Source organism: Streptomyces hainanensis (genome assembly GCF_004348415.1).
GTDB lineage: Bacteria > Actinomycetota > Actinomycetes > Streptomycetales > Streptomycetaceae > Streptomyces > Streptomyces hainanensis.
The window spans coordinates 1-17016 of record NZ_SMKI01000126.1 but is presented as its reverse complement, the minus strand read 5'-3'; the positions used below and the strand labels follow the sequence as shown (position 1 = coordinate 17016).

General features: G+C 75.8%; 13 protein-coding genes. 8 read left to right on the top strand and 5 right to left on the bottom strand.

Annotated elements, in window-relative coordinates:
* The 8 genes from E1283_RS14050 to E1283_RS14015 form a co-directional block, all read left to right on the top strand.
* Positions 1 to 906, top strand: a 906-nt coding sequence (locus E1283_RS14050) for a carbohydrate ABC transporter permease (protein WP_243744833.1), incomplete at its 5' end; no start/stop codon positions are given.
* Entirely contained in the window at positions 903 to 1754 is an 852-nt protein-coding gene (locus E1283_RS14045; RefSeq protein ID WP_132818352.1) for a carbohydrate ABC transporter permease, read from the top strand. The genes E1283_RS14050 and E1283_RS14045, both read left to right, overlap by 4 nt.
* Positions 1754 to 3070 carry an ABC transporter substrate-binding protein gene (locus tag E1283_RS14040; protein ID WP_132818351.1) on the top strand — a complete coding sequence of 439 codons (1317 nt, stop codon included), beginning with the start codon at positions 1754 to 1756 and terminating at the stop codon, positions 3068 to 3070. Before E1283_RS14045 ends, E1283_RS14040 begins: the two co-directional genes overlap by 1 nt.
* A 58-nt stretch (positions 3071 to 3128) precedes the next feature.
* A complete protein-coding gene (locus E1283_RS14035; protein ID WP_132818350.1) occupies positions 3129 to 4250 on the top strand; it encodes an ADP-ribosylglycohydrolase family protein in 1122 nt (373 codons plus the stop codon).
* A gap of 79 nt (positions 4251 to 4329) precedes the next feature.
* Positions 4330 to 5652: an ADP-ribosylglycohydrolase family protein gene (locus tag E1283_RS14030; RefSeq protein WP_243744832.1), complete on the top strand. Its 1323-nt coding sequence runs from the start codon at positions 4330 to 4332 to the stop codon at positions 5650 to 5652.
* The gene (locus E1283_RS14025; protein WP_132818349.1) at positions 5649 to 6830 is read left to right on the top strand and encodes an ADP-ribosylglycohydrolase family protein; all 1182 of its coding nucleotides are present in this window, start codon (positions 5649 to 5651) and stop codon (positions 6828 to 6830) included. The genes E1283_RS14030 and E1283_RS14025 overlap by 4 nt, the downstream gene beginning before the upstream one ends.
* Positions 6827 to 8218 (top strand): ADP-ribosylglycohydrolase family protein, encoded by a 1392-nt coding sequence (locus E1283_RS14020; RefSeq protein ID WP_132818348.1) that lies wholly within the window; start codon positions 6827 to 6829, stop codon positions 8216 to 8218. Before E1283_RS14025 ends, E1283_RS14020 begins: the two co-directional genes overlap by 4 nt.
* Entirely contained in the window at positions 8215 to 9144 is a 930-nt protein-coding gene (locus E1283_RS14015) for a ribokinase (RefSeq protein WP_279571253.1), read from the top strand. Before E1283_RS14020 ends, E1283_RS14015 begins: the two co-directional genes overlap by 4 nt.
* Before the next feature lie 37 nt (positions 9145 to 9181).
* On the opposite strand, the gene E1283_RS14010 is transcribed toward E1283_RS14015, so the two are convergent.
* The 5 genes from E1283_RS14010 to E1283_RS13990 all read right to left on the bottom strand — a co-directional run bounded on the left by E1283_RS14010 (position 9182) and on the right by E1283_RS13990 (position 16893).
* Positions 9182 to 10489 carry an extracellular solute-binding protein gene (locus E1283_RS14010; RefSeq protein ID WP_132818347.1) on the bottom strand — a complete coding sequence of 436 codons (1308 nt, stop codon included), beginning with the start codon at positions 10487 to 10489 and terminating at the stop codon, positions 9182 to 9184.
* Positions 10486 to 11469, bottom strand: coding sequence for a hypothetical protein (locus E1283_RS14005; RefSeq protein ID WP_132818346.1), 984 nt, complete (start codon positions 11467 to 11469; stop codon positions 10486 to 10488). The genes E1283_RS14010 and E1283_RS14005 overlap by 4 nt, the downstream gene beginning before the upstream one ends.
* Positions 11466 to 12956 (bottom strand): VWA domain-containing protein, encoded by a 1491-nt coding sequence (locus tag E1283_RS14000; protein ID WP_165956115.1) that lies wholly within the window; start codon positions 12954 to 12956, stop codon positions 11466 to 11468. The genes E1283_RS14005 and E1283_RS14000 overlap by 4 nt, the downstream gene beginning before the upstream one ends.
* Positions 12957 to 13024: 68 nt before the next feature.
* Entirely contained in the window at positions 13025 to 15283 is a 2259-nt protein-coding gene (locus E1283_RS13995; RefSeq protein WP_132818344.1) for a serine/threonine-protein kinase, read from the bottom strand.
* Positions 15280 to 16893 (bottom strand): S1 family peptidase, encoded by a 1614-nt coding sequence (locus E1283_RS13990; protein ID WP_165956114.1) that lies wholly within the window; start codon positions 16891 to 16893, stop codon positions 15280 to 15282. The genes E1283_RS13995 and E1283_RS13990 overlap by 4 nt, the downstream gene beginning before the upstream one ends.
* Positions 16894 to 17016: the final 123 nt, after the last annotated feature.

Genomic DNA, 17016 nt, shown 5'->3' with positions numbered 1-17016 from the left:
CCGCCGCCCAGAACCCCCGGCCGCCGTCGTCAGGCGCTCGGGCTCGACCGGGGAGCGTGGTTCCTCCTGCTCCCGGTGCTGCTCCCGATACTCGTGCTGAGCGTCGGGCCACTGCTCTACGGCATCTCGCTCGCGTTCACCGACGCGCAGGCCGGCCGCACCTCCCCCACCCAGTTCGTGGGCCTGCTGAACTTCCAGGACCTGTGGCACGACGACCTGTTCCGGGAGTCGTTCCGGATCGGCCTGGTCTGGGCGTTCGCCGTCACCTCGCTGCAGTTCCTGCTGGCCCTCGGGCTCGCCCTGCTGCTCAACCAGGACCTGCGGTTCCGCTGGCTGGCCAGGACCCTGGCCATCGTGCCCTGGGCGATGCCCGAGGTCGTCGTCGGCATCATGTGGCGGCTGGTCTACCACCAGGACGCCGGCATCCTCAACGGGACGCTGGCCCAGCTCGGCCTGATCGACGAGAACGTCGACTGGCTCACCGACCTGTCGCTGGCGCTGCCCGCGGTGATCGTGGTCGGGATCTGGGCCGGGATGCCGCAGACGACCGTGGTGCTGCTCGCCGGCCTGCAGAACGTGCCGCACGAGCTGCGGGAGGCCGCCGCGATCGACGGCGCCGGCGTGTGGCGCCGCTTCACGACCGTCACCTGGCCGGCGCTGCGTCCCGTGGTGCTGGCCATCACCGCCCTCAACTTCATCTGGAACTTCAACTCGTTCGGCCTGGTGTACGTGCTCACCGGCGGCGGCCCGGGCGGCCAGACCAGGCTGCCGAGCCTCTTCGTCTACGAGGAGGCGTTCACCTACGGCCAGTACGGCTACGCCGCGGCGATGGGCCTGGTGCTGGTCGGCGTCGTCGCCGTGCTGCTGACGGTGTTCCTGCGGAACCGGCTTCGGGAGGAGTCATGAGCGTCGCCCGGCGATCCGTCGCCCACCGTGCCGGCCGGGCAGGCCAGTACCTGGCCCTGTGCGCCTATCTCGTCTTCCTCGCCTTCCCGCTGCTGTGGCTGGTGTCCACCTCGTTCAAGTCGCCGCAGGAGCTGGGGGCGATCGATCCGACCTGGCTGCCCAGGAGCCCGAGTCTGGACAACTACCGGGACGCCTTCGACGCGCAGCCGCTGCTGCGGTCGGCGCTCAACAGCGCGCTGGTCGCGGTCAGCGCGGCGCTGATCGCCGTGACGATAGCCGTGCCGGCGGCGTACGTGATGGTGCGCTTCCGGTCCCGGATCAGCCAGGCCGGCACGGTCTGGATCCTGATCAGCCAGATGTTCCCCTTCGTGCTGGTCATCATCCCGCTGTTCCTGGTGCTGCGGAACCTGCACCTGATCAACTCGCTGCCGGGGCTCGTCCTGGTCTACGTGGTCTGGAACCTGCCGTTCGCGCTCTGGATGCTCCAGGGCTACGTGCGGGCGGTGCCGGTCGAGTTGGAGGAGGCCGCCGCGATGGACGGCGCCGGTCGGCTCCGCACCCTGGTCGGCGTCGTGCTGCCCATGCTCACCCCGGGCCTCGTCGCCACCCTGATGTTCTCCTTCGTCACCGCCTGGAACGAGTTCTTCTTCGCCCTGGTCCTGCTCAAGTCACCGGAGAAGCAGACGATGTCCGTGATCCTCACCCACTTCATCGGCGCCGAGGGCGTGGCCGACCTCGGCCCGCTGGCCGCGGCGTCGGTGCTCGCCACCCTGCCGGCCCTGCTGTTCTTCGCGCTGCTCCAGCGGCGCCTGGTCGGCGGCATGCTCGCCGGGGCGGTGAAGGGCTGATGGGCGCGCGGACGAGCCGAGCCGCCGCCGCCGCGCTCACGCTGGTCGTCGCGGCCGGCTGCGCCGGCTCGGGCGACGGCGGCGCGGACGACGGCCGGATCACCCTGGAGTTCCTCAGCCTGGCCTGGCAGGAGGAGTCGGTGGCCGCCAACGAGGCGCTGGTCGCCGAGTGGAACGCGGCCAACCCCGAGGTGCAGGTGCGCTACGTGCAGGGCAGTTGGGACAACATCCACGACCACCTGCTGACCTCGTTCGAGGGCGGCGAGGCCGCCGACATCATCCACGACGACGCCTCCGACCTCACCGACTTCGCCAACGGCGGCTTCCTGGCCGACCTGGACGGGCTGCTGCCGGACGAGCTGCGGGACGACATCCCCGCCGAGTCCTGGGCCACCACCACCTACGACGGCGGCGTCTACGGCGTGCCGTTCCTCCAGGAGCCGCGCGTGCTGATCGCCAACACCCGGCTGCTCGAAGCGTCCGGGGTACGCGTCCCCACCACCGAACAGCCCTGGAGCTGGGCCGAGTTCGAGGACGCCTCCCGGGCGCTGACGGTCGACGAGGACGACGACGGCACCCCCGAGACCTACGGCGTCGCCTGGTCCATGCGGGAGCCGGTGGCCCAGTCGGTCAACCTCTCGCTGACCACCGGCGGCCAGGTCTTCGAGCGGCAGGACGGCGAGAACGTGGTCCGCTTCGGCGCCGCCGACTCCGCCGTCGCCGAGTTGGTGAACCGCCAGGTCCACGAGGACGGCACCGCGCCGGAGGGCAGCCTCGGCATGTCGGGCTCCGAGACGCTGCCCGGCTTCTTCGCCGACCGCTACGCCATGGTGCCGCTCAACTTCTCCTTCCGGCAGCAGGTGTCGCAGCAGGCACCCGACGGCTTCGCCTGGACGGTGCTGCCGATGCCGACCGGCGGCCCCGAACACGGGCTCGCCCAGGGCGTCGTACCGCAGACCCTCTCGGTGGCGGAGGACAGCGAACACCAGCAGGCCGCCGTCGACTTCATCGCGTTCCTCACCCGGCCCGAGCACGCCGTCGACCTGGCGCTCGGCGACTGGATGCTGCCCACCAGCCGCACCGCGCTGACCGACCCGGCGCTCAACGCCGCCGAGGACGGCTGGGCCGTCGGCTCCGAGATAGCCGCCGAGCTGCGCCCCTCCCCCGTCCTCGGGGTGCGCGGCTACCCCGAGTGGAAGGACAAGATCGCCACCCCGGCGTTCCAGGAGTACTACGCCGGGGCCCTGGACCTCGCGGGGCTGCGCGACGAGCTCACCGACGACGGCAACCGGATCCTCGACCGCTACCAGCGCTGACGCGGTCCCGCCCTCACGGACCACCCCACACCCCCCAGGAAAGAGTTCTGACGACACCATGAGCGCCAGCACCACGACCGTCCCGGAACCGGACGCGGGCACGGAGGCGGAACCGGCACCGCGCCGGCTGCGCACCGTGCCCGACCAGCCGCCGCCCGTCGCCGTCGCGCCGCGGGACCGCGCCCGGGGCGCCATGCTCGGCCTCGCCGTCGGCGACGCGCTCGGCGCACCGGCCGAGAACCTCAAACCCTCGCAGATCAGGGAGCGTTGGGGCCGCATCGCGGGCTTCGTCTCGGACGACCCGGCCGGCACGGACGACACCGAGTACGCGATCTTCTCCGGGCTGCTGCTCGCCGAACACGGATCGGGGCTGACCGTGGAGCACGTCGAGTCGGCCTGGCACGAGTGGATCGCGGACCGGGACGAGGGGCCCTTCAGGGGCGCCGGGTTCAGCGAACGTGGCACGTTGGAGAACCTGCGCCGGGGGCTCGCGGCGCCCATCTCGGCACAGCACCGGCACGCCTGGAGCGACGGGCTCGCGATGCGGGCCGCGCCGTTCGGGGTGTTCGCCGCCGGCCGGCCCGCCGAGGCGGCCCGCCTGGTGGCGATCGACGGCACGGTCTCGCACGACGGGGAGGGCATCTACGGCGGGCAGGCCGTGGCGGCCGGCGTGGCGGCGGCGATGGTGAGCCACAGCCCGGACGTCGTGGTGCTGGCCGCGCTCTCGGTGGTGCCCGAGGACTCGTGGACGGCGCGCTCGCTGCACCGGGCCGTGACGGCGGCCCGGCGGGCGCGGCGCGATCCGCGGGCCAACCAGCTGTCGATCGAGCGGGCCGTCAGGTCGGCCACCGTGATCGGCGGCTATCCGTGGACCGATCTGGCGCCCGAGGCGGTCGGCCTGGCCTTCGGCGCGTTCGACGCGGCGCGCGGCGACTTCGCCCGGGCCGTCGAGACGGCCGTCAACATGGGCCGGGACGCGGACACCACGGCCGCGGTCGCCGGCGCGCTGTGCGGGGCGCTGCGCGGCGAGGGGGCCGTCCCCGCGGAGTGGGCGGCGGCGATCGGGCCGGTGCGCGGCAGTTGCCTGCCGTCGATGGCCGGCCGGCACGTGTTGGAGGTGGCCGACCGGCTGGCCGCCCGGCTCGGCCCCTCGAACGACCTCGCGGAGGTGGCGTCGTGACGGAGCGGAGCGCCCGCGTCGGCCGCGCCAGGGGACGGCGCGGCGCCGTACCGCCGGCCGGCGGACGGGCGGTGACGCCGTGACCGCGCCGACCGCCGCGGCGGATCCCGGACGCCGGATCGAGGGACTGCTGCTCGGGATCGCCGCCGGGGACGCGGCCGGCTGGCCGTCCGGGCGCCACCGGGCGGCCCGGCTGCCGGAGTGGACCAGGCGGCTGACCAGGGAGCTCGACACCTTCGCCGAGCAGAACGCCACCACCACGCTGCCCGTGCCGATAGCGCTCAACCAGCCGCCCGAGCCGCTGCGGCTCGGCCCGTCGGACGACGCCGAGTGGGCGGCGTTCACCGCGCTGTCGGTGCTGTCGGCGGCCAGTGGGGGCGGCGCGCCCGAGGGGATCGGCGGCCGGGTGCGGTCGGCGCTGGCGCTGGCCTGGACCGGCCTCGCGGACGAGGTGGCGGCGGCCGCCGAGCGGGCGGACGAGATCGAGTCGGCGCGGATCCCGCTGCGCGCCAGGATCTCGGTGCGGGCCGGCCTCGGCAACCTGGCGGCGGGCCTGCGGCCGCCCGCCACCGGTCACGACAACCCGCACTACTTCGACGACGCGGCCTGTGTGCGGGCCGCGGTGCTGGCCGCCGTCCACCCGGGCGATCCCGAGTCGGCCGCCGATCTCGCCGAGTTCGACGCCCGCTACACGCAGGACGGCGACGGGGTGCACGGCGCCAGGGCGATGGCGGCCGCGCTGGCCGTGGCGCTGGCCGGCGCCCCGGTCGACGCCTGCGTCGACGCGGCGCTGCGGCAGCTGCCCGACGGCACCGAGATCCGCCGCAACGCGCTGCACGCCGTCGAGTTGGCCAGGTCCACGGTGGCCACCGCCCCCGGCCGGGCCGGCCACGCGTTCGCGCTGGTGCCGGTTCTGGAGCACGAGATCGTCGACCACGTCTACAGCTACGGCATCGCCGCGGCCGAGACGGTGCCGGTGGCGCTGGCCGTGGCCACCGCGGCGGCCGGCGCGGTCAGCGAGGCGGTGCCGTCGGCGGCCTGCCTGTCCCGGGTGGCGGACTCGGCGCCGGCCCTGGCCGGCGCGCTGACCGGGGCCGTCTCGGGCGCGGCGGCGCTGCCCGAGAGCTGGCGGGCGGCCTGCCGTACCCTGCCCGGCTGCGCGCTGCCCCGACTGGCCGGCACCGACCTGGTCGATCTCGCCGGCCGGCTCGCCGCCGGCCCGTTCGCCGGAGCCGGGTCGCCCGCCGGCACCGCGCCGCGGTCCGCGGACCCGGCCGGGCTCACCCCGCCGCCGGCGCTCGCCCCGGCCCGCGACCTCGGCGCTGCCCCCGACCTCGCCACCGCGCCGGGCCGCGCCGCGGCCCGGAACAGCACCACCCGCCAGAAGGGATCCACCGCATGACCTCACCCATCATCCCCCTCCCCGACCTGGCCCTTCCCTCCCTGGAGAGCCGCACCACGGGCGCCCTGGTGGGCGCCGCGGTCGGCGACGCGCTCGGCGGCCCGGTCGAGGGCTGGACGCCGGAGGCCATCGTCGAGCGGCACGGCGGCCGGGTGCGGGGCATCGTCGAGCCGTTCCACCGGGACGCGTGGCGCACCGCCCGGCCGATCGCGCCGTACCACAAGGGCGACGGGCACGTCACCGACGACACCCTGATGACGCACGCGCTGGTGCGGGTCTACGAGAAGGTGCGGGACCACCTGGACGCCTACGCGGTCGCCGACCACCTGGTGCCCGACCTGATCACCACGCCCCGCTGGGTCCCCGAACTCGACGCGGAGGTCCTGCCGTTGCAGCGGATCTTCCTGGCCGAGAAGTGGATCGTGGCCCGGATCCACTACGGCCACGTGGACCCGCGCGAGGCGGGCGTCGGCAACATCGTCAACTGCGGTGCCGCGATGTACATGGCGCCGGTGGGGGTGGTCAACGCCGGCAACCCGGCGGGGGCCTACGCGGAGGCGCTGGACGTGGCGGGCGCGCACCAGTCGTCCTACGGGCGAGAGGCGGCCGGGGTGTTCGCGGCGGCGGTGGCGGCGGCGTTCAAGCCGGGCGCCACCCCGGAGTCGGTGGTGGCCGAGGCGCTGGCGCTGGCGAAGGACGGCACCAGGGCGGCGATCGAGGCGGTGTGCGAGGTGGCGGCGGGCCACGACGACTTCGAGGCGGCGCTCGCCCCGCTGCGGGCGGCCGTGGCGCCGTTCGACACGGTGGGCACGGACTACCGGAAGCCGTCGCTCGGCGCCCGCCGCCCGTCGCGGCTGCACGCCATCGAGGAGCTGCCGATCGCCCTCGGCATGCTGCTCGTCGGCCGCGGCGACTACCGGCACACGGTGCTCGGCGCGGTCAACTACGGCCGGGACTGCGACTCGATCGCCACCATGGCGGGCGCGGTGGTGGGCGCGCTGCGCGGCGCGGAGGCGGTGCCCGAGGAGTGGAGCGGCGAGGTGTCGCGGGCCAGCCGGCTCGACCTGCGGGCGCCGGCCGAGGCGCTGGCCGCGGTGGCCCGCGAGGTGTTCGCGCGGGACGTCGAGCGCCGGCGGGCCCACGAGGAGCTGTTCGGCGCGATCACGGGGGTGGCATGAGCGGGCGGGCGCTGCGGCTGACCTGGGTGCAGCCGGAGGATCTGGTGGGGCACGAGCTGCGGCAGGCGGCCCAGGACGGCAGGGACGCCGCGCCGATCGAGCGGCGCTGGCTGGCCGCCGGCGGCCGGGCCGCGCCCGAGCGGGCCGGCGCCTCGCCGGGGCCCGGCGACCCGGCGCTGCGGCCGCTCGCCGAGCGGCTGCTCGACGAACTGGCCCTGCTCCCCGCGCCGTCGGCCGACCGGGAGCCGACCGGTCTTGACACGATCCGGGCCGCCTGCCCGGAGTGGCCCGCTCCCCCGCCGGCCGGGACGGCCGCCGCCGACCGGCTGGTCCTGGAGAGCCGGCTGCACGCGGGATGGCTGGGCCGGGCGGCCGGCTGTGTGCTGGGCAAGCCGGTGGAGAAGCTGCCGCTCGCCGGCATCCGCGCCCTCGCCGGGGCCACCGGGAACTGGCCGCTCGACGAGTGGTTCACGGCGCGCGGGCTGCCGGCCGAGCTGACCGCCGCCCACCCCTGGAACCGGCGCTCCGCGGCCACCTCGCTGGCCGAGAACATCGACGGGGCACCCGAGGACGACGACCTCAACTACCCGCTGCTCGGCCTGCTGTTGCTGCACCGGCACGGCCACGGCTTCGCCACCGCGGACGTGGCCGGGCTCTGGCTCGACGAGCTGCCGGCCGGCCGCACCTTCACGGCCGAGCGGGTCGCCTACCGCAATCTGCTGGCCGGGATCGAGCCGCCGGCGACCGCCAGCCACCGCAACCCGTTCCGGGAGTGGATCGGCGCCCAGATCCGGGCCGACGTGTTCGGCTGGACGCACCCGGGCGATCCGGCGGCCGCCGCCGAACTCGCCCATCGGGACGCCGTGTTGACGCACACCTCGAACGGCGTCTACGGGGCGATGTTCGTGGCCGCCACCGTCGCGGCGGCGGCCGGCGGCGGCCAGGACGTGCACGGCTGCCTGCGGGCCGGTCTCTCCGTGGTGCCGCCGGATTCCCGGCTGGCGGCCGCCGTGCGGCTCGGCGTCGCCACGGCCCGCGAACTGCCGGCGCCCGGCGACTTCGACACCGTGGTGGACCGGCTGCACGCCCGCTACGCCGACCACCACTGGGTGCACGTGCTGCCCAACGCGGCGCTGCTCGCCGCCGCGCTGACCCACGCCGACGGCGACTTCACGGCGTCCATCTGCCGTGCGGTGTCCGGAGGGTGGGACACCGACTCGAACGGCGCGACGGCCGGCTCGGTGGCCGGGCTGCTCGCCGGCTCGCCGACCGCGCTGCCGGCCAGGTGGACCGCGCCGCTCAAGAACCGGCTCGCCACCTCGGTCGCCGGCTTCGACGGCATAGGGTTCGACGAACTCGCCGCGCTCACCCTGGAGGTCGTCGCGTGAGCCGGGCGGCCGAACCGCCGCGGGGCGGCCGGGGCCCGGCCGTCGCCGTGCTGGGCTCCACCAACATGGACCTCGTCGTCTACGTCCCGGTGGCGCCCCGGCTCGGCGAGACCGTCTCCGGGCGGGAGTTCCGCACGGTGCCCGGCGGCAAGGGCACCAACCAGGCCATCGCGGCGGCCCGCGCGGGCGGCCGGGTCACCATGATCGGCGCGGTCGGGGACGACGACTTCGGGCCCCGGCTGCGCGCCGCGCTCGCCGACTCCGGCGTGGACACCGCGGGTCTGCGCACGGCGCCGGGGCCGAGCGGCATCGCGCACATCGTGGTCGACGACGAGGGCGGCAACTCCATCGTGGTGGTGCCGGGCGCCAACGGCACGGTGACGGGGCTCGCGCCGGGCGACGAGAAGCGGATCGCGGCCGCCGGCGCCCTGCTGCTCCAGCTCGAACTGCCGATGGCGGGCGTGCTCGCCGGGGCGCGGGCGGCCAGGGCACACGGCGTGCGGACGGTGCTCACCCCGGCGCCCGCCCGGCCGCTGCCCGACGAACTCCTCGCGCTCACCGACCTGTTGGTGCCCAACGAGCACGAGGCCGAGGTGCTGACCGGGGAGCGTGAACCGGGTCGGGCGGCACGGGCCCTGCTGGACGCGGTGCCCGAGGTGGTGATCACGTTGGGCGGGGCCGGCAGCCTGTACGCCGCCCGGGGCGCCGAGCCGGTCACCGTGCCGGCGACCCGGGTCCGGGCCGTGGACACCACGGCGGCCGGCGACACGTTCGTGGGCGCGCTCGCGGTGGCCGGCGGCGAGGGCCGGCCGATGCCGGCCGCGCTGGCCTGGGCCGCGGCCGCCGCCGGGATCTCGGTGTGCCGGCCCGGCGCCTCGTCGTCGATGCCGGAACGGGCGGAGATCGAGGCGGCCGCGGCGGGCTGACCCGCCGCGACCCAGGCCCTGTCCGCCCCGACAGGACCTAGCCGCAGACCGAGGACAGCCAGACGCCGCCGTCCTCGGTCACCGCCGCCCGCGCCACCTCCAGCTCGGCGAGCAGGCCGTCGGGCGGCTCGTCGGGCGCGGCGAGCAGGCGCAGCACGGCCTGCTGGAACGCGTCCCGCATGGCCGGCGGCATGGCGTCCGAGGCGTCCAGGCAGTGCGGTCCCGGGCCACGGAGCAGGTCGGCGACCGCGCCGCCCGCCGGGTCGTCGGCGTAGACGTCCCGCGGCACCCGGGAGTTGGCGAACATCGGGCTCGGCACGTCGTCGGGCACGGCGCGGGCCCACACCTCCTGGGCCTCGGCAGAGGCGAGGTAGCCGATGAGCCGTCGCGCCTCCTGGGTGTCGCGGAACATGCCGGCGAAGTCGCCGGCCACCTCCCAGCCCCGCTGCCGGCCGCCGGTGCCGGGCAGCACGGTGGACGAGGCCAGGAACGCCGCCTCCGGCACGCCGTCGCCGGGCGCCTCGGCGCCGTACAGGCCGCGGATGAACGACGACTGGTGGTCGAGCGCGCAGCGCGGCTCCGCGGCGAACAGCCCGCCGGAGGCCACGCCGATGTCCTGGGTGAGGGACTCGGTGGCGCGGGTCGAGCCCTGGCCGGTGAGCACCTGGGCCACGCCGCGCCAGGCGGCCGCCATCTCCTCGGTGGTCCAGCTGCCCGGGGTGCCGGTGGCCCAGGACTCGTAGGCGTCGGGCCCGGCGCTCTGGAGCAGCAGGTCCTCCACCCAGTCGGTGCCTGGCCATCCCGAGGTGGCGTCCGAGCCCATGCCCAGGCACCAGTTGTCGCCGTCGCCGGCCAGCGAGACGGCCTCGTCCGGGCTGAGCCGCGCCGGGTCGTACCAGACGACGCTCTTGAGGTCGACCTTGACCGGCACCCAGTAGACGTCCGCCGCCTCCGCACCGGAGAGCGGGGTCAGCCAGGGTTCGCGGTACGCGTCGCGCTGCTCGCCGAGCGCGGCGCCGAGCGGGAGGATCTCGTCGCGGGCGGCGTACTCGGCCAGCTCGCCGGGGCTGGAGAGGATCGCCACGTCGGGTGGCGATCCGGACCGCACCTGGGACATCAGCACCTCGCGCTGCGCGGTGGTGCCCTGGTACTCGACCTCGATGCCGGTCCGCTCGGTGAAGTCGTCGAGCACGGCGCCGAACACGGCGCCCTCGTCGCCGGTCCAGGAGGCGAACACGGAGACGGTGGGCGCCTGGGACGCGGCACCGACCACGCCGCCGACGACGGCGGCCGTGGCCAGCAGCAGGGCGAGGGCTCCGGCGAGGGCGGTGCGTCGGCCCCTCATCGCGTGCGGTACCGGTACTCGGCGAGGCGGGGCAGCAGGCCCCGCAGGATCAGCGCGCCGAGCACCGGGCCGAGTGCCGGCACCCAGCCGGTCAGGCCGGCCAGCCAGTCGGTGTCACGCATCTCGGTCTCGACCTCCTGGGCGGTGTGGCGGATGGCCCCGGCCACGTCGGCCGGCGTCGCGGTCGGCTCGTCCCCCGAGGTCGACCGCCAGGTACCGACGGTCGCGGCGAGCTGGTCGCGCGAGGCGTCCTTGGCGTGCTGGGTCTGGACGGTGCCGGCGGCCAGCAGGGCGCCGGCGGCGAGCGTCACCGCGGTGGCGCCCAGCAGCCAGGGGTGGTGGCGCCGCCGGAAGCGGTGGCGCAGGAAGCGCTGGGTCTCCAGCAGGGCGCCGGCCAGGGCGGCGCACAGCAGCAGGGCCGCGGCCCAGGAGAGCCGCCCCGGCCAGCCGAAGGTGGTCTGGTCGGCCAGGGTGGTGCGTTGGCCGGCCTGGAGGTCGTCCAGGCGGGCGAGGATGCCGGTGACCGGCCGGTTGAGCATGGTGTCGGCGTAGTGCAGGTAGGCGTCGAGCAGCGGGGAGTCGTCCGGCACCGTGGCGGCCCGTTCGATCCAGCCCGAGTAGGCGACGATGAGGCCGCTGACGGTCTGCAGGGCGCGCAGCCCGGTGTCGCCTGTCACGTCGCCCTCGGCGGCGCCGGCCAGGCTCTGGTTGGCCACCGCCAGGTGGATGCGGTAGCCGCCGCCGGCGCCGACCAGCGCGCTCTGGCCGGACTCCAGGGCGTTCCTGGCGGCGTCGTTGGCCTGGCGCAGCGCGTCCTGCGCGGTGGTGACGTCGAGGATGGCGGGGGCGGTGCCGTCGCGCACCGGTCCCGCGCCCCGGTGGACGCCCGCGTAGGCGAAGAACAGCGCGGCCACGGCGGCGGTGGTGAGCGCGAGCAGCAGGATCAGCCGGCGGGACAGCGCCCGGCGGGTGCCGGTCACGGCTGCTCCTGGTCGGGTCCGCCGGTCATGGGCTGGCCGCAGCGAACGCAGAAGCGGGCGTAGGCGGGCGAGAGCGCGGTGCAGTCGGCGTGGGGGCAGCGGCGCGGTTCGGCGGGCTCGGGCCGGTCGCCGTCGGGTGGCGGGGGCTCGGAGCGGTCCTCGGACAGCAGGGTGGTGCGGCTGCTGAGCATCACGAGCTGGCCGAGGTGGCGCCGGTCGAAGGCCTGCCGCAGCCGGACCCGGCCGGTGGCGGCGTCGACGATCTCGACGACCTCGGCGAGCAGCCGCAGCTTCTCGGCGTCGGCGAGCCGGTGGGCGATCCGGACGGCGGCGCCGAGCCGGTCCCGCGCGGCGGGCAGGTCGCCGGACTGGTGGGCGTCGTAGGCGTCGGCGACGACGCGGCCGAACTCGCCGTAGAGCGTGAAGTGTTCGCTGACGGCGCTGACCCTGGTGGGGTGGGCGTCCCCCGGCAGCCAGTGGACGAGGATCGGCACCGGCTCGGGGGCGGCCACCCGGTCGGAGGCCACGGCGACCTGGGCGTAGCCGATCTGCAGGTCCTCGTGGCGGGGGCGGCCCGCGGGGTCGGCGTCCAGGCAGACGTGGTAGACGCGCTCCTCGTCGTCCTGCCAGGCCGGGGTGGGGTACTCGACGGTCCGGCCGGTGGTCGGCCGGCCGCTGTCGGTGAGGTCGTGCTCGACGGGGTGGACCTGCTTGACGAAGCGGATGACGCTGCCGGGCAGCGGGGTGACGCGGAGCGCGACGCCGGAGAGGGTGCGGGCCATCGAGGCGCGCACCATCTCCTCGAACTCGGCCCGCAGGTCGGCGTCGTGCAGCACGGCCTTGGCGGTGCCGTGCAGGCGGTCGGCGATCTCCTTCAGCTCCAGGGCGTTCCAGGCGTCGCCGATGCCGCGCGCGTCGCAGACGAAGAGCCCGCGGCAGGCGTCGAGTTCGCTGGCCAGCAGCTCGGGCTGGTTCATGTTCCAGCCGTCGGTGAGCAGCAGCAGGTGCCGGAAGTCGGCGGCCGGGGCGGGGGCCCCGTCGTCGGCGGCGAGCAGCCGGCGGGCCAGTCGGAGCCAGGCGCCGATGGCGGTGCCGCCGTTGGGGTAGAGGTAGCGGATCTGGTCGGCGGCCTGGGCCTTGGTGTCGTGGTCGGCCGTCTCCAGGCGCCCCTCGGGCGGATAGACCATGCGGGCCCGGTCGGTGCCGGCGACGACGGCGAACCTGGTGCCGTCCCGCAGTGCCAGGACGGCCGCGGTGCCGGCCTCGCGGGCGGCGGTGATCTTGCTGCCGGGTGACGCCATCGAGCCCGAGCAGTCGATGACGATCACCTCGGCGGCGGCCGGCGCCGCGCCGATGGCCGCGGGACCGATGCCGCCGGCCCGCACGTTGAGGAAGCCGTGCACGCCCGACTCGGCGGCCCCGACGGCGAGTTCCCGGTCCTGGCTGATGGTCAGCGTGACCGCGGGTCCGTCCTGCGCGTCGGTCATGTGTCGTTCCTCCTTCAACCGGTCGTGCTCCTGCGGTCGGTGCGTTCGGTGCGGTCGGCCCGGAACGTTCAGAACCTGCTCCATGGCCGGACCCGGTTGGCGCGGTCGATCAGTGCCGCGTGCTCCTCCCGGGTGCGGGCGCGCTCCGCGAGTTCCCGGAGTGCGGCCTCCAGACGCTCGCGCAGCGCGCGTTCGTCGGGGCGGTCGCCGAGGAGCGGGCCCGGATCGAGTTCCTCGGGGATCAGGGCGCCGGCCGCCACGGCACGCAGCGCCGACGCCCCGACCTCGGCGGTCAGTCGAACGCGTTCCTCGCCCTCGGGGTGGCCGCCGTCCAGGCTCAGCGCCGACGTCAGCCGCTGCGCCGCCCGGAAGTCCTCGGCGGTGGGCGGTTGTTCGCCGCGCCAGCCGACGTGCACCCGGACCATGGCGAGCCGGGCCGCGCCGTGGTGGGGCGCGTGGGCCGGCACCCGGTCGAGGACGTCGAGCGCCCCGGCGCGGTCGTCGCGGCCGAGCCGGATCCTGACGATGCCGAAGGCGGCGGCGCCGTCCGTCGGGTCGCGGCGCCAGACCGCCAGGTAGGCGCGCTCCGCGGCCTCCGGCTCGGCGGCGCGCTCGGCGCAGTAGCCGAGGGCCAGCTTGGGCGCCGGCTCGCCGGGCAGCGCGTCGCAGACGGCGTCGAACCAGTGCCGGGCCCGGGGCCTGGCGCCCGGGCCCATGCCGAGCGCCCGTTGCATCGCGCCGTCGTCGTGGACGTCGCCCTTGGCCAGCAGGAGCAGCCCGCGGTGCCAGGCGATCCGCCAGTCGTGCCGGGCGACGGCCGGACCGAGCAGTTGGCAGGCGCGTAACAGGGCCTGCTCGGCCGCGTCCAGGGCGCCGAGGGCCAGCGAGGTGGCGCAGGTGTGCAGTTCGCGGGCGGGTCCTGGGGCGGCCGGGTGCGGGATGGGGACGGGGAGCCGGACCGCGACCCGCTCGGGCGGCGGCGGCGCGAGGTCGAGGTCGGGCGCCGGCCGGTCGGGGGGCCGCAGCCAGTGGTCGGGCGGCGGCACGGCGCCGAGGCCGGCGTGCAGCGGGTCGGCGCCCGGTGAGAACACCGTGGACTGGGCGACGTGCGGTTCGCCGGTGCTCAGGGAGTGGATCTCCCGCCAGATTCCGCGCAGTTGGGCGGCCATCTCGGCGGCGGTGGCGAATCTGGCGCCCGTCTCCGGCGCGGTGGCGCGGGCGAGGAGCCGGCCGAACGAGTCGTGGGCGATCGCCGGCCCCGGCTCGGCGGCGGCCACCAGTTCGCGGAGGGTGGTGGCCACGGTGTAGAGGTCGGTGAGCTTGGTGAACCTGGGGCGCCGCCCGCCGCCGGGGGCGGGTGGCTCGGCCGGGTCGGGGGCGCGGTACAGCTCCTCGTCCGGCAGGTAGGGCGGGGTGATCACGCCGACCGAGTCGTGGTCGTCGATCCGGCGGACGCCGCCCAGGTCGATGACCTTGATCCGGTCGCCGTGGTGGATGACGTTGTCCGGCTTCATGTCGCAGTAGAGCAGGCCCCGGCCGTGCAGGTAGTCGATGGCGTCGAGGATCCGGCAGCCGTAGACGGCGACGTGTTCGAGCCGCAGCGGGCCGCCGAGCAGCCGCTCCTGTCCCGCGGGGGTGACGAGTTCCCTGAGGGAGCGTCCACTGACGAACTCCATCACCAGGTAGCCGGTGTCCCGCCAGCTGACGAAGTTGATGATGCGGACGATGTCGGGGTGGTCGAGCGCGGTGAGGAAGCGGCGTTCGGCCTCGGCGACCCTGAGGGCGGTGGCGTCGTGGGCGTTGATCAGGCCCTTGAGGGCGACCGGGTGGTCGTCGAGGCGGGTGTCCCTGGCGAGGTAGATCCAGCCGAGGCCGCCGTGCGTCACCGGCCCCTCCACCCGGTACTGGCCGCCGAGCACGTCGCCGCGGTGGAGTTGGGGCACGAAGGAGTACGGGTGGCGGCAGCGGGGGCAGTAGCCGGTGGGGGCGGCCGGCTGGTCGCCGTACCCGACGCCGACGGGTTCCCGGCAGCCGTCCTTGCCGCACTTGCGGCCGTCACTGGGCAGTCGGGGGTCGGCGTCGATCAGCTCGGAGGGGTCGAGGACGGAGACGTCGGGCAGCGTCATCTCCCCGCCGGTGGCTCTCGCCAGGACGGCGGAGGCCCGGGGCGGGGTGCCGGTCGGCCCGGGCCGCGTGTCCCGGTCCCGGCGGGCCGGCGCGGTGGAGACGGCGGCCGGTCGCCGGCCGCAGGTGTCGCAGTAGCCGGTGGCGGTCACCTCGCCGGGGCAGGGCGGCCGGTCGCAGCGGGTCGTCCCGGACCCGGTCACCGGGTGACCACTCCGGCGGGCGGCTCGTCCCCCCGGTCGGTGACGGCCGCCAGGTAGCGGAGCACGGCCGTCTCGGCGGCGGCCACGTCGCAGGGCGCCCGCCACAGCAGGTCGTGCGCCGCCGCGTAGAGCCGGGCCAGTTGCAGGTCCTCCTCGCCGTTCGCGGCACGCGCCCTGGCCTGGGCGGCGCCGAGCCGGCCGCGGAGTTCGTTCCGGCGGACGACGAGCGCGTCGAGCCGGGTCAACGCCGCTTCGAGTCGGGAGGCGGCGCTCCTCGGCAGCCGTTCGTAGTCGTCCAACTCGTCGTGGGCGGCGTGGAGTCGGGCGGCGGTGCGGTCGGCGGCCGACGCCTCGCGGCGTAGCCGTGACAGGGAGCGGCGCAGGAAGGAGATCGTGGTGAGGGCCCCGGTGGCGCGGTCGAGGTCGGTGGTGGACACCTGCCGGCGCCGGTCGCGGAACCGGCGCTTCAACTCGGCGGTGGTGTCGAGCCCGCGGCTGAGCCGGCCGATGCGGTGGCGCAGGCGGAGGGCGGCGACCGCGGTGTCCCGGGTCTCGGCGGGGGCGGTGTGGAAGACCAGCAGCAGCCGGCTGCCCTGTTCGCCGAGGAGCCCGAGGAGTTCATCGAGGCGGGCCGGTTCCGGGGCCCGGTCGACGCCGTGCACGACGATGGTCAGGGGCAGCGCGACGGTGGCCAGCCGTTCGACGGCGGGGCGGTCGGGGGCACCCTCGACGCCCATCCGCCGGCAGATCCGCTCGGCGAGCTCGGTCGGGGTCTGCCGGCCGACGTCGATGGCCAGGTCGAGGGAGCCCACGGGCGGCACGGTGTCGGGGTTGCCGCCGGGCGTCACCGGGGCCCGGCCGGTGGTGGTGGACAGCTCCCGGTCGGCCTGGGTGAGGGCGCGGCGCAGCGTCAGGTTCCGTGCGCGGTCGGCGGGTTCGACCAGGGCGGCGTCGACGGCCGGGGCGTCGTCACCGCCGCGCAGCCAGCCGGCGAGCCAGGCGGCGAAGGCGGGTTCCTCGGCGGGTTCGGTGCTGGTGGAGACCAGCTCCCGGTCGACGACGGAGTCGCCCTCGGTCCGCTGCCGCACCCCGGGCAGGTGGCGGATCACGGTCTCGGTCGGGATCATGAAGGAGAGGCGCAACCCCTGCCCGAGGTAGGCGTTGACGACGATTCCGATGACCTGCCCGGTCTGCTGGTCGGTGACGCCGGCGCCGCTGAAGCCGGGGCGGACCACCTCGGCGGCCTCCTCGGGGAAGATCTGCACCCGCCCGTCGCCCCCGATGCCGCCGGCGAGCCGGCCGCGCAGGTAGATCCCCTGGTCGAGGCCCTCGGGGAAGCCGTACATGCGGACCGGCCGGTCCCAGGTGGGCGAGAGCCGCCGGAGCATCGTGGCCCGGCCCGGCGGCTGCGGCCGGTCGAGGCGTAACAGTGCCAGGTCCCCGCCGAGCCCGGAGAGTTGGTCGCCGCTCTCGGGCACCCAGCCCGCGGTGTCGACGCGGGCGGGCACCGACTCGGACCCGGGCGCCCCGACGAGGTCGACCAGCACGGGCCGGTCGGCGGCGCCCACCACGTGGGCGCAGGTCAGCACGGTGTCGGTGGAGAGCAGCACCCACCCGGCGACCTTCACGAACTGCGTGGTGCCGGCGGCCAACGAGCTGTCGGGCAACGGCCTGCGGGTCCTGGAGGTCGGCCTCAACGGCAGCCGGATCCTGATGGCCGCCATCGCCATCGG